We start from the raw sequence: 12,808 nt of genomic DNA, 5'->3' as shown, positions 1-12,808 counted from the left end.
ATGCGGCGGCGCGCGCCCATCGTCATCCCGGCGAAAGCCGGGATCTCAGGCGAAGGCGCGGGGCAGGAGCCGCAAGAGATCCCGGCTCTCGCCGGGATGACGGTTTGACAGGCGTGGCGGAATGACGCTCACCCGCCTCTTCCCCCGCTCCCTCCCCGGCCAGATCGCGCTCCTCGTCGCGGTTGCGCTGTTCGTCGCCCAGGCGATCAACTTCGGCCTGCTCGTCCGGGAGCGCCAGGGCGCGCGCTTCGCCCAGGTGATCGTCCCTTCGGTCACACGGCTGATCGACGCCGCCGAACGGATCGGCGCGCCGATCAACCCGCGTCCCGAGCCGCCGCCCCCGCCGGGCGGCCCCGACCACCCTCCCCGCGAACGCCGCCAGGGCCGCGGCGGCCGGGTCGATTTCGTCCCCGCCAACCCGATCCCCGTCGAGCTCGACCGCCGCCCCGATATCGAGGGCGACCTGCGCCGCGGCCTCACCGATGGCGGGGTGCAGGTCGGCCAGGTGATCGCGGTGATCCGCCCGATCGATGCCGATCGCCCGCTGCTCAAGCGCATGGATCCCGCCCGCGCCGATCGCCTGCGCCGCCTCGGCGCCGAGCTGATGGTCGCGGTCGAGCTGCCCGGCAGGGGCTGGCTGTCGCTCAGTTCCGCCTGGCCCCGCACCGAGCGCGCGCTGATCTGGCAGCTGCTCGCCCAGACGCTGATCCTCTATATCGTCGTGCTCGTTCCCGTGCTCTGGGCCGGCCACCGTATCGCCCGCCCCCTGCGCAAGCTTGCCGTCGCCGCGCGCGACTTCCGTCCCGGCGACGATGCCGATCCGGTCGAGGAGGCGGGCCCTGGTGATGTCCGCGCGGTGATCGCCGCGTACAATGCGCTCAGCACCCGCGTCACCGCGATGCTCGACGAGAAGGACCGCATGCTCGGCGCGATCGGCCACGATCTTCGCACGCCCCTCGCCGCGCTCCGCGTCCGCATCGAGTCGGTGGAGGACGAGGAAGACCGGGCCCGCATGGCGGACACGATCGACGAGATGAACCACACGCTCGACGACATCCTCAGCCTTGCCCGGCTGGGCCGCCCGAGCGAACCGCCCACGGATGTCGACTTGTCCGCGCTGATCGACGCGGTGGTCGAGGATTTCCGCGACCTCGGTCAGGACGTGACCTTCGAGGAAGCGCCGCGCCTGCGCATGCATCTCCGCCCCGCGCTGATGCGCCGCGCGGTCCGCAACCTGATCGAGAATGCCGTGAAATATGGCGGGGCCACCGAAGTGCGCCTGCGCTCGGACGACCACAGCGTCCGCATCGAAGTCTGCGATCGCGGCCCGGGCATCCCGCCGGAGAAGCTGGAGAAGGTGTTCGATCCCTTCACCCGGCTGGAGGAATCGCGCAACCGCGAGACCGGCGGCGCGGGCCTGGGCCTCGCGCTGGCCCGCGCCATCGTCCGCGACGCCAGCGGCGAGATCACCCTCGCCAACCGCGACGGCGGCGGGCTGGTGGCAACGATCACCTTGCCGAGGACATAATATATTCCTCCCCGAGCTTGTCTCGGGGAGGGGGACCGCCGTCGAAGGCGGTGGTGGAGGGGCCGGCGCGAATGCGCCGGTGGCCGGCGCACCCCTCCACCACGCCGCTTCGCGCCGCGGTCCCCCTCCCCCAGCAAGCTGGGGAAGGAATTGAGAGGTTACTGCGCCACGAACCCCTTCGCCGTCAGCGTCATCGCCGAGAAATCCATCCCCATCGGCGCCACCGTTCGCCGGACCAGCGCGGCCACCTGTGCCCTTTCGGAAGGCATCTTGGCCTGGTCGATCGCCGCCTCGACGAGCAGCGCCTGGAGCAGCAATCCCTCGGCGAGCCGCTGCTTGTCGGCGTCGTCCAGCTTCGCCTGTCCCGGCAGCAGCGCCACCACCTGGTTTCGCACGGCGGTGCAAACAACCGGGTCCGGATTGCCGCTCTTCCCCTGGGCGGCGTTCCACATCACGATCCACCACAGCGCATAGGCATCGGCGAGATTGTCGGTACGCAACTTCACCGGCGCGAGCAGCTGCCCCATCCGCTCGATGATGTCCCCCTGCTCCATCAGCAGCTCGAGCGAACGCGCGCCGGCGGGATCGCCCTTGCGGGCCTTGACGAGCATCGCATCCAGGCTGGCCTTCCGTACCGCAATGGACGGTTTGTACGCGAAAGCGGAGACAGGCACGGAAGCCGGCCGCGCCCGGGGCGCCGCCGTCCTGGTCGCCGTCCTGCCCCGCCGCTTCTCGAGATCGGCCAGGTGCATGCCCAGGATATCGGTCCGCGCGATCGACGGGGTGACGATCGTCCAGCCCCAGCCATCGACCACCTGCGCCTGCGCCGGCCCGCCTCCCAGCAGCGCGGCACCCATCGCCAGGCCCATGATATGCTTCATCCGCACGCTCCAGCCGCCGATATTGGCACAGGGCTATCGACGCTGGGAAACCCGGCAAGGACGCGGCGGTGGACGGTGCGCATTTTCCGCCGTCCCGCGCCCAGTTCCGCAAACGAAAAAGGCCGGAGCTTTCACCCCGGCCTTTCACATCCAATTCGGTTCAGAAACCCCGGCGTTTAGCCGACGATTTCTTCCGGCTGGAAGAAGAAGGCGATCTCGATCGCGGCATTCTCTTCCGAGTCCGAACCGTGGACCGAGTTCGCCTCGATCGATTCGGCCAGCTCCTTGCGGATGGTGCCGGGCTCGGCGTTCGCCGGGTTGGTGGCGCCCATGATGTCGCGGTTCGCCTGCACGGCGTTCTCGCCCTCGAGCACCTGCACGACGACCGGGCCCGAGATCATGAACTCGACCAGGTCGTTGAAGAAGGGACGCTCGCGGTGGACGCCGTAGAAACCCTCGGCCTGCTCGCGGCTCATCTGGATGCGCTTGGAAGCGACGACGCGCAGGCCGGCCTCCTCGAGCATCTTGGTGACCGCACCGGTCAGGTTGCGGCGGGTGGCATCGGGCTTGATGATCGAAAAGGTCCGGGTCGCGGCCATGGCCGTGCGGCTCCTGCTTTTGAGGTTGGGGAAAAGTCGCGGCTCCCTAGTCCGCGGATGCGCAGGATGCAAGCGTCCCGGCTGTCCTACAGCGGCGCGTTCTTCTATTGTTCCGGAAACGCTCTTTGAACCGTGAAGACGATGCGATGACGTGCGTGGCCCGTTGCGACCCGTGCGCCAACATTCGCGTGCAAACTGTCCGCTGCCGCACAGGACCCGTCACCCCCGCGAAAGCGGGGGCCCATCTCCTGAACGCGCCCGAAATACGCCGGATGTAAGGAGGATAGCCCCGGAGATGGGCCCCGCTTTCGCGGGGATGACGCATCGGAAACAGAACGAAACGCCCGTTTGACAACCACTTCCCCGCGCAACCTCAGCCAACTTCCGCATCTGAAGCGTCGGTTCAGGCCGCCTTTTCCCAGCGCCCCTGCTCGTTCTGCTTCCAGTAGTTGCGCTCCACACCCTCGCGGTTGGCCAAGCCCTTCCAGGCCGCCCGGGCCTCGGCGATGCGGTCCTCGTCGAAGAAGTGGAAGGCCCGGTCGAAGCCCAGCGCCTCGTCGCGCCACACGCCATCGGCCAGCGCGATGTTCTTGGCGCCATTGGCCGGCGCCGCTCCCGCCTCGCCTGCGATCAGGATCGGCTGGCGGTCGTCGTCCGGCCCGCCGGCCTGGCCGTGCGGCAGGAAGCTTTCTGGGCTATAGGTCCACAGCAGCTGGTCGAGCTTCGCCCGCTGGCTCGCCTCGCCCGCGACGATCAGCAAGCGCCCGCCGGTCTCGACCACGCGTTCGGCGATCCGCGGCAAGGCGCGTTCCAGGGGGAGTTGGGTAAGGTGGTAGAAATCGACCTGCATGGCTCCTGTTAGCGCTTCCGTGCGTTCGGGCCAACGCACGTGACGTTGCGGTGGCGCAACCGCTGCGATAGGGCGGGAAACGCCGCGTGCACGGGAGTTGAAGCAAAGGTGGGAATCGAAGTGACGCGCAAGGCCCTGCTGCTGTCGGCCGCGCTTGGCCTGTGCCTGGCAGCGGAGGCGCGCGCCCAGACGCAGGTCGAGCCTACTCAGAACGCGCCTGTATCGGCGCCGGCGCAGGATGCCGTCCCCGATCTGCAGACTCCCGCGGTGGAGCCGCCGCCCCCTTCGCCGACCACGCTGCCCGATGGCCAGGACCAGATCCAGTTCACCGCCGACCAGCTCGACTATGACAATGAGCAGGATGTGGTGACCGCCACGGGCGACGTCCGCCTCTATCGCCGCAGCGAGCGGCTGCGCGCCGACAAGGTGGTATGGAACCGCAAGTCCGGCCAGGTCGTGGCCGAGGGCAATGTCGTCCTGGTCAATCCGCAGGGCGACAGCGCCTATGGCGACAAGATCGAGCTGACCGACAGCCTGAAGGACGGCGTCGTCCAGAACATGCTGGTGGTGCTCGACGCCGGCGGCCGCGTCGCCGCCCAGCGTGGCGAGCGGCACGAGGATGGCAGCTTCACGGTCGAGAACGCCGCCTACACCCCCTGTGCGGTCGGCGATTCGGAAGGCTGCCCCAAGGAACCGAGCTGGAAGATCACCGCGACCCGCGTGGTCTATGAGCCCGCCAAGAAGCGGCTGCGCTATACCGGCGCACGCGTCTCGGTGTTCGGCTTCGCGACGATCCCGCTGCCGGTCTTCTCGCATCCGGTCGGCGGGCAGAGCGCCAGCGGCATCCTGGCGCCCGACCTTCGCTACAATCGCGCCAACGGCTTCCAGTTCGCGCTGCCCTATTATTTCAGCTTCGCGCCCAATCGCGACCTGACGATCACCCCGCGCATCTACACCGGCGTGCTGCCGGTGTTGCAGGGCGAGTATCGCGAGCTCAATTCGCTCGGCGCCTTCCGCGTCACGGCCTATGGCACCTATAGCCGCCGCGCCGACGACCTCACTGTGCCGGTCACCCCGGCGACGTCGAAGAACGATTTCCGCGGCTATGTCGATGCGGTCGGCAACTTCCAGCTCGATCCGGCCTGGAGCGCCAGCGCCTCGTTCCGGGTGACCACCGACCGCACCTTCCTGCGCCGCTACGACATCTCGCGCGACGACAGACTGCGTAACAATATCCGTGTAGAACGTATTGATCCAGATAGCTATTTCTCGATCAATGCCTGGGTGGTGCAGACGCTGCGCGTCGGCGAGCGCCAGGGGCTGCAGCCCTATGCCCTGCCCGAGATCGACTATCGCCGCCGCATGGACGACGGGCTGGTCGGCGGCCGCTTCGAGTTCCAGCTCAACAGCCTGGCGATCGGCCGTTCGGACGGACAGGATTCGCAGCGTGCCTTCGCCAGCGCCCGCTGGGACCTGCGCCGCCTGACCAACTGGGGCCAGGAGATCACTCTCACCGCCTATGCCCGTGGCGACCTGTACAACACCTCGGACACGATGCTGACGACGATCGCCAGCTATCGTGGCGAGGAAGGGTTCCACACCCGCGGCATCGCGGCCGGCGCGGTCGACGTGAAATGGCCGCTGGTCGGTGCCCTGTTCGGCGGCACCCAGCGCATTACCCCGCGTTTCCAGGTAGTTGCCTCCCCCAAGATCGCCAATCTCGAGGTGCCGAACGAGGACGCGCGGGCGGTGGATCTGGAGGATTCGAACCTCTTCGCGCTGAATCGCTTCCCGGGCTATGACCGGTTCGAGGATTCGACCCGGTTCACCTGGGGCCTCGATTATGCGCTCTACCTGCCGGGCTTCTCGATCGACGCGAATGTCGGCCAGAGCTACCGCATCTCGTCGCGCCCCACCCTGTTCCCGGATGGGACAGGCCTGAACGACCGGGTGTCGGACATCGTCGGCCGCACCGTGATCCGGTTCCGCGACTTCGTCAGCTTCACCCACCGCTACCGGCTCGACAAGGACAGCCTGGCCTTCCGCCGCAACGAAGTCGACATGACGCTCGGCTCGCGCTCGACCTATGCCCAGATCGGATACCTGCGCCTCAACCGCAACATCAACGCGTCGCTCGAGGATCTGCAGGATCGCGAGGAACTGCGCCTCGGCGCCCGCATCCAGATCGCCCGCTTCTGGTCGGTCTCGGGCTCGACCCTGGTCGACCTCACCGATCGCAAGGAAGACCCGACCTCGCTCGCCGACGGGTTCGAGCCGGTGCGCCACCGCCTGGGCATCACCTATGAGGACGATTGCCTCCGTCTGGGCCTGACCTGGAAGCGCGATTACGCCACCACCGGCGACGCTTCGCGCGGCAATTCCTATCTGTTGTCGCTGGCGTTCAAGAACCTCGGGCGCTAGGCTTCTTCGACTGAGGGGAACCGCTGGTAAGCCTAAGTTCAGGCACAATTGGCCATTATGCGCCACTTTCCGGCAGATTTGAGGGTACGGAATCACGTGAACATTGGTGTTAGCAAGGCGATCCGCGCAGGCCGCTTGTCCGTTCTGGCGCTCGCGATCTCCAGCCTGGCGTCGGGAGCGATGGCGCAGACGGTTTCGGACACGCCCGCCGCCCAGCCCTCGCAGGAGGATGCCGCCTCGGCGCTCGCCGCGCAGCTCGACCTGCCGCGCGACCTCAAGCTGTTCGGCAAGGCCGATCCCAATATCCGCAAGCCCACCGCGATCGTGAACGATTCGGTGCTGACGGGCACCGACGTCGATCAGCGGCTCAACCTGATCATCGCGCTCAACAAGCTCAACCTGAAGCCGGAAGAGCGCGACCAGTATCGTTTCATGATCCTGCGCCAGCTGATCGACGAGACCCTGCAGATCCAGGAGGCCAAGGCCAACGAGATCAAGGTCGATCCCAAGGAGATCGACAACAGCTTCGCCGCCGTCGCCCGCCGCCTGCAGAAGACGCCCGAGCAGATGCGCGCCTTCCTGCGCCAGGCCGGCGCCTCCGAGCGCACGATGCGCCGGCAGATCGAAGGCGAAATGGCCTGGAGCCGCATGCTCCGCCGCAAGGTCGACATCAACGTGAGTGACGAGGAGGCCAAGGCCATTCTCGACCGCCTCAAGGCCGCGCAGGGCAGCGAGGAATTCCACGTCTACGAAATCTACATGAACGCGACGGACGACCGTAAGCAGGAAGTCTATACGGGCATGCAGCGCATCATCCAGCAGATGAAGGAAGGCGCGCCCTTCGACTATCTGGCCAAGACCTATTCGGAGAGCTCGACCAAGGGCCAGGGTGGCGATCTCGGCTGGGTCCGCCTCGCCCCGGGCATCCTGCCGGACGAGATGGCCAAGGCCGTCGAGGACATGCAGCCCGGCCAGGTCGCCGGCCCGATCCCGCTCTCGACCGGTTTCTCGATCGTCTACCTCGCCGACAAGCGCAAGGTCGGCATGGCCGATCCGCGCGGCGCCAAGCTCTCGCTGCGCCAGATCACCATCACCTTCCCCAAGGGCACGACCGAAGCGCAGGCGACCGCCCGCGCCGGCCAGTTCTCCCAGGCGACCCAGGCGATCAAGGGCTGCGGCGACGCGGCCAATGTCGCTGCCGCGCAGAATGCCGAAGTGGTGGAGAAGGACGGCGTTGTGGTCGGCGATCTGCCGCCCGCGCTGCAGCAGATCATCCTGCCGCTCCAGGTCGGCCAGGTGACCCAGCCCTTCGGCACCGTCGAGGACGGCGTCCGCGTGCTGGTCGTCTGCGGCCGCGACGATCCGCCGCCCCCGGGCCTGCCGACGCTCGAGCAGATCCAGGACCAGGTCGCCGACCAGCGCACCAACCTGCGCGCCCAGCGCATGCTCCGCGACCTGCGGCGCGACGCGCTGATCGAATATCGCTGAGGTGATCCGGCCGCTCGCCATATCGATGGGCGATTCGGCCGGAATCGGCCCGGAGATCACCGCCAAGGCATGGAAGGCGCGCGAGCTGCATTCGCTCGCGCCCTTCTTTGCGATTGGCTGTCCTGATGCGGTGGAGCGGGTGTGGGACGGCCCCATCGCCCGTATCACCAATCCCGACCAGGCCGCCCAGGCCTTTGGCGAGGCACTGCCGGTGCTCCCGGTCGGCGACACCTGCGAGGTGACACCCGGCAGTCCGGACGAGGCCAGCGCCAAGGCCGCGCTGCAATCGCTCGAACTGGCGGTGGGGCTGGCCAATGCCGGCGCCGCGGGCGGCGTGGTGACCGGGCCGGTCTCCAAGGTCCAGCTCTACAAGATCGGCTTCACCCATCCCGGCCAGACCGAGTTCGTCGCCGAACGCTGCGGCATCTCGCCCGAGAATGCCGTGATGATGCTCGCCGGGCCGACGCTGCGGGTGGTGCCGATCACCGTCCATGTCTCCATCGCCAGCGTGCCGAGCCTGCTGACCACCGAGCTGATCCTCGCCAAGGCGCGGGTGACGGCACGGGGCCTGCTGCGCAACTTCGGCATCGAACGCCCGCGCCTCGCCTTTGCCGGGCTCAACCCGCATGCCGGCGAGAGCGGCCAGATCGGACGCGAGGAGATCGACGTCCTCCAGCCCGCCATCGCCATGCTCCGCGAGGAAGGGATCGACGCGGTCGGCCCCTTCGCCGCCGACGCGATGTTCTATCCCCGGGCCCGTGCCGGCTATGACGCGGCGCTCTGCCCGACGCACGACCAGGCGCTGATCCCGATCAAGACGCTGCACTTCGACGAGGGTGTGAACATCACCCTCGGCCTGCCCATCGTCCGCACCTCGCCCGACCATGGCACCGCCTTCGGCATCGCCGGCAAGGACGAGGCCAATCCCGGCGCGATGATCGCCGCGATCAAGATGGCGGCGAGCGCGGCCCAGCGCAGGGCCGAAACCGCGGCGTGAGCGAGCTTCCACCTCTCCGGGAAGTCATCAGCAAATATGGTCTCAGCGCGAGCAAGGCGCTGGGCCAGAATTTCCTGTTCGACCACCAGCTGCTCTCCCGTATCGCCAAGGTGCCGGGCAAGATCGACGGCGCCGAAGTGTTCGAGGTCGGCCCCGGCCCCGGCGGCCTGACCCGCGCGCTGCTCCAGGGCGGCGCCAGCGTCACCGCGGTGGAGCGCGACCGGCGCTGCATCCCGGCGCTGGAAGAGCTTGGCGGCTTCTTCCCCGGCAAGCTCCGCGTCATCGAGGGCGATGCGCTGGAAGTCGATGCTCCGGCACTGTTCGAGGGCAAGCCGCACGTCGTCGCCAACCTGCCCTATAATGTGGGCACCGCGCTGCTGGTCGGCTGGCTCTCGGCCGAATGGGAGCCGTGGTGGGCGAGCCTGACGCTGATGTTCCAGAAGGAAGTCGCCGAACGGATCGTCGCCGCGGCGGGGACCGAGCATTATGGCCGCCTGGCGGTGCTCGCCCAGTGGCGCTCGACCCCGAAGATCGCGATGAACGTCCATCGCTCGGCCTTCACCCCGCCGCCCAAGGTGATGTCGGCCGTCGTCCATATCGTCCCCGCCGAAGCACCCGAGGGCGTAAGGCTGAAGACGCTGGAGAACCTCACCGCCGCTGCCTTCGGCCAGCGCCGCAAGATGCTGCGCCAGAGCCTGAAGGGCGTGCCCGGTGCGCTCGAGGCGATGGAAACGCTTGGCATCGATTCCGCCCGGCGCGCCGAGACGGTAACGATGGCGGAATTCGTCGCGCTGGCCCGGACGCTGGGCTGACCCGCCTGGCACCTTTCAGATTGTCAAAGAGCGGCTCGGCTTTCACCGAACCGCCCCATCCAGCCAGACGAAATCCTACATTACAAGCCCGTCAGGGCTTGGCCGTCGGGCTCGCCGTGGGCGCCGGATCGGCCTGGGCAGTGGTGACCGGAGGACCCTTGGCAATCACCGCCGAGAGCTGAGTCGCATCGCCGCAGCCCTTGGCGCAGAGCTTCTCGATCTTGCCGAGATTCTCCTTGGCCCGCTCCATCGCGCCCTTGGCGACCATCGCCTCGCCCTGGCCGCGCAGCGCGGCGGTGTCGTTGGGCTCGAGGCTCAGCGCCTCGCGATAAAGGCGGATCGCCTTGCCGGGCAGGTTACCCTTCCGGGCGATGTCGGCCAGCACCAGATAGGCGTCGCGGTTGCGCGGATCGACCGCCAGTGCGCTTTCCAATATGTCGCCAGCACCTTCGGCATTGCCCGCGGCCAGCATGGCGCGGCCCTGCTTGACCAGCTCGACCGAGCGTGGATCGATCTGATCGTCCGCACGCTGCGCCATCAGCGAGGTGGAAACCGAGAGCAGCAGCAACGCACCAGCCGCTCCAATCGCAGTGAACCGCATCACATTCTCCGAAATCTTGCCGGTCGCTATCATGGCCGCCGCATCCTCGCGACAAAAAAGCCGTCGGTCGAGTCCCTTAGCGGGGTGAAGCGAACACCGGGGCCGCGCGGCGTGCCCGCACCGAGCGCCAGCGGCTCCGCTTCCCAGCCCGGATGGCGGGCGAGGAACGCCTCGGCCTGCCCCGCCCCTTCGGCATCGAGCAGCGAGCAGACGACATGGACCAGCACGCCACCGGGACGGACGAGATCGGCGGCGATGTCGAGCAACGCCGCCTGGGTCGCGACATAGCGATCGAGCCGCTGCGGGTTGAGCCGCCAGCGCGCCTCCGGATTGCGGCGCCAGGTGCCGGTGCCCGAACAGGGAGCATCGACCAGCACCACATCGGCGCGGCCGGCCTGGTCGGCCAGCATGCTCGTCTCCTGGTTGGGATTGAGCAGACGGGTCTCGACAATGCCGACCCCTGCCCGCTCGGCACGCGGCATCAGGCGGGAAAGCCGGGGCCGATCGATGTCGCAGGCGAGGATCGAGCCGTGATTGGCCATCGCCGCCGCCAGCGCCAGCGTCTTGCCACCGCCGCCGGCACACAGGTCGATCACATGCTGGCCGCGCTCCGCGCCTGCCGCCAGGCTGACGAACTGGCTGCCGGCGTCCTGCACTTCGAACTGGCCGTCCTTATAGGCGGGAAGCTGCTCGACCGGACTGTCCGAAGGCACGCGCAGGCCGGCGGGCAGGCAGGGCAGCGGCACGGATCCGCTGATCTCGGCCTGGATCACGGCAGGCGCCGCCTTGAGCGTGTTGACCCGCAGATCGAGCGGCGCGCGCTCGAGCAACGCCGCCTGTTCGTCGGCATCGAGGCCGGAGTCGGCAAAGGCATCGGCCAGCCAGCGCGGCAGCACACCGGCTTCGGCGACCGGCTCGCCGGGAACGATGCCCGCAGGGCCATAGGGCGAACCGTCGAACAGCTCGGCCAGCTCGGGGCGCCGCTCGACCAGCGCCAGCATCGCGGCGCGACCGCTCTCGGGACGCTCGCCGAGCATACGGACCGCATCATAGACCAGCTCGCGGATCGCGCGGCGGTCCTTGGAGCCCGCATAGCGGCGCTCGGCGAACCACCTGGCGATGATCGTGTCGGCCGAACCGCCCTGATCGCGGGCGGCGGCGGTGATCCTGTCGAGCAGGTCGATCGCTGCCTGAAGACGGGCTGAGGGATTCATTGACTCGCCCTCGAAAGTGAAGGGAGTCGGGCCAAATCATTCCACTTTGCGCAGTCGGGCCCGGTGCGTTCGGGAAGCAGGCAGTTTTTCGGCGCGCACGGCATTGCTCTGCTCAAGCAGAGGAAATCCTACATTGGTAGCGAAATCTGCGCGGACGCCGGGACGGTGGACAAGCCCGCCCGATCCCGCCAGTGACGCGCCAACCAATCAGGAAGGCAAGCACATGGCGTTCACGGCGAAGATCCTGCTCCTCGGCTCGGGCGAACTCGGCCGCGAGTTCGTGATCTCGGCCAAACGGCTGGGCGCCCATGTGATCGCCTGCGACGCCTATGCGGGCGCGCCCGCCATGCAGGTCGCGGACGGCTTCGAAGTGTTCTCGATGCTCGACGGCGAGCTGCTGCGCGCCGCGGTGGAAAAGCACCGGCCGGACTATGTCGTCCCCGAAGTCGAGGCGATCCGCACCGAAGTGCTGGCCGAACTGGAGGCCGAGGGCTTCACCATCGTCCCGTCCGCCCGCGCCACCCAGATGACGATGAACCGCGACGGCATCCGCGAAGTCGCGGCCGTCGAGCTGGGGCTGCGCACCTCGCGCTACCGCTATGCGGAGTCGCTGGAGGAAGTGCTGGCGGGCGCCGAGCACACGGGGCTCCCTTGCGTGATCAAGCCGGTCATGTCCTCCTCGGGCAAGGGCCAGAGCACGGTGCGCGATGCCGGCGCGCTGGAAGCGGCCTGGGACTATGCCGTCGCCAACATGCGCGGCGACCGCAAGCGGGTGATCGTCGAGGAGTTCGTCGCCTTCGACTATGAGATCACCCTGCTGACGATCCGCACCCGGGACGGCGTGCTGTTCTGCCCGCCGATCGGCCATCGCCAGGAGCGCGGCGACTATCAGGAGAGCTGGCAGCCCGCAGCCATGTCGGCCCAGGCGATCGCCGACGCGCAGGACATGGCGCGCAAGGTGGTCGACGATCTGGGGGGCCATGGCATCTTCGGCGTCGAGTTCTTCGTGAAGGGCGAGGAAGTGATCTTCTCCGAGCTTTCGCCGCGCCCGCACGACACCGGCATGGTGACCCTGATCTCGCAGAACCTCAGCGAGTTCGACCTGCATGCGCGCGCGGTGATGGGCCTGCCGATCCCGGCGATCACGCTGCGCGGCCCCTCGGCGAGCGCGGTGATCCTGGCGGACCGCGCCTCGGAGACGCTGTCGTACGAAGGGCTGGCCGAGGCGCTGGCGACCGAGGGCGGCGGAGTGGACGTGCGCATCTTCGGCAAGCCGAATTCGCGACCCTATCGCCGCATGGGCGTGGCGCTGGCGCTTGCGGAGGATACCGATGCAGCGCGGCGGGTGGCCGCCGAGGCGGCGGGCAAGGTGCGGATCGGCTACGACGTCTGAGATCGACGCGGCGGAACTAGGGTC

Annotated in this window: 11 protein-coding genes; 6 read left to right on the top strand and 5 right to left on the bottom strand. The window is 68.1% G+C overall.

Features of this window, described 5'->3' with window-relative positions:
- The first annotated feature begins 121 nt into the window (after positions 1 to 121).
- Positions 122 to 1,528 (top strand): sensor histidine kinase, encoded by a 1,407-nt coding sequence (locus GGR46_RS06175; RefSeq protein ID WP_183995538.1) that lies wholly within the window; start codon positions 122 to 124, stop codon positions 1,526 to 1,528.
- Between the two features lie 158 nt (positions 1,529 to 1,686).
- On the opposite strand, the gene GGR46_RS06170 is transcribed toward GGR46_RS06175, so the two are convergent.
- From GGR46_RS06170 to GGR46_RS06160, 3 genes are all read right to left on the bottom strand, one after another.
- The gene (locus GGR46_RS06170; protein ID WP_183995536.1) at positions 1,687 to 2,409 is read right to left on the bottom strand and encodes a DUF6683 family protein; all 723 of its coding nucleotides are present in this window, start codon (positions 2,407 to 2,409) and stop codon (positions 1,687 to 1,689) included.
- Positions 2,410 to 2,585: 176 nt separating this feature from the next.
- Positions 2,586 to 3,008, bottom strand: a complete 423-nt coding sequence (gene ndk, locus GGR46_RS06165) for a nucleoside-diphosphate kinase (protein WP_183995534.1) — start codon at positions 3,006 to 3,008, stop codon at positions 2,586 to 2,588.
- A gap of 403 nt (positions 3,009 to 3,411) precedes the next feature.
- The gene (locus tag GGR46_RS06160) at positions 3,412 to 3,858 is read right to left on the bottom strand and encodes a DNA polymerase III subunit chi (protein WP_183995519.1); all 447 of its coding nucleotides are present in this window, start codon (positions 3,856 to 3,858) and stop codon (positions 3,412 to 3,414) included.
- Between the two features lie 120 nt (positions 3,859 to 3,978).
- On the opposite strand from GGR46_RS06160, the gene GGR46_RS06155 reads away from it, so the two are divergent.
- The 4 genes from GGR46_RS06155 (at position 3,979) to rsmA (ending at position 9,576) form a co-directional block, all read left to right on the top strand.
- Positions 3,979 to 6,279 carry an LPS-assembly protein LptD gene (locus GGR46_RS06155; RefSeq protein ID WP_343058041.1) on the top strand — a complete coding sequence of 767 codons (2,301 nt, stop codon included), beginning with the start codon at positions 3,979 to 3,981 and terminating at the stop codon, positions 6,277 to 6,279.
- A gap of 96 nt (positions 6,280 to 6,375) precedes the next feature.
- Entirely contained in the window at positions 6,376 to 7,767 is a 1,392-nt protein-coding gene (locus tag GGR46_RS06150; protein ID WP_343058040.1) for a peptidylprolyl isomerase, read from the top strand.
- A 1-nt stretch (position 7,768) separates the two neighbouring features.
- Positions 7,769 to 8,764, top strand: coding sequence for a 4-hydroxythreonine-4-phosphate dehydrogenase PdxA (pdxA, locus tag GGR46_RS06145; RefSeq protein WP_183995513.1), 996 nt, complete (start codon positions 7,769 to 7,771; stop codon positions 8,762 to 8,764).
- On the top strand, positions 8,761 to 9,576 hold the full coding sequence (gene rsmA / locus GGR46_RS06140; RefSeq protein WP_183995511.1) for a 16S rRNA (adenine(1518)-N(6)/adenine(1519)-N(6))-dimethyltransferase RsmA: 816 nt from the start codon (positions 8,761 to 8,763) through the stop codon (positions 9,574 to 9,576). Before pdxA ends, rsmA begins: the two co-directional genes overlap by 4 nt.
- Positions 9,577 to 9,667: 91 nt before the next feature.
- On the opposite strand, the gene GGR46_RS06135 is transcribed toward rsmA, so the two are convergent.
- On the bottom strand, positions 9,668 to 10,210 hold the full coding sequence (locus GGR46_RS06135; protein WP_246425905.1) for a tetratricopeptide repeat protein: 543 nt from the start codon (positions 10,208 to 10,210) through the stop codon (positions 9,668 to 9,670).
- Positions 10,207 to 11,391 carry an RsmB/NOP family class I SAM-dependent RNA methyltransferase gene (locus GGR46_RS06130; RefSeq protein WP_183995509.1) on the bottom strand — a complete coding sequence of 395 codons (1,185 nt, stop codon included), beginning with the start codon at positions 11,389 to 11,391 and terminating at the stop codon, positions 10,207 to 10,209. Before GGR46_RS06130 ends, GGR46_RS06135 begins: the two co-directional genes overlap by 4 nt.
- A 223-nt stretch (positions 11,392 to 11,614) precedes the next feature.
- On the opposite strand from GGR46_RS06130, the gene purT reads away from it, so the two are divergent.
- Positions 11,615 to 12,784, top strand: coding sequence for a formate-dependent phosphoribosylglycinamide formyltransferase (purT, locus tag GGR46_RS06125; RefSeq protein ID WP_183995507.1), 1,170 nt, complete (start codon positions 11,615 to 11,617; stop codon positions 12,782 to 12,784).
- Positions 12,785 to 12,808: the final 24 nt, after the last annotated feature.

It is taken from the genome of Sphingomonas kyeonggiensis, assembly GCF_014196745.1.
In the GTDB taxonomy this organism is placed as follows: Bacteria; Pseudomonadota; Alphaproteobacteria; order Sphingomonadales; family Sphingomonadaceae; genus Sphingomonas; species Sphingomonas kyeonggiensis.
This window is presented reverse-complemented; position numbering and strand designations above follow the sequence as displayed.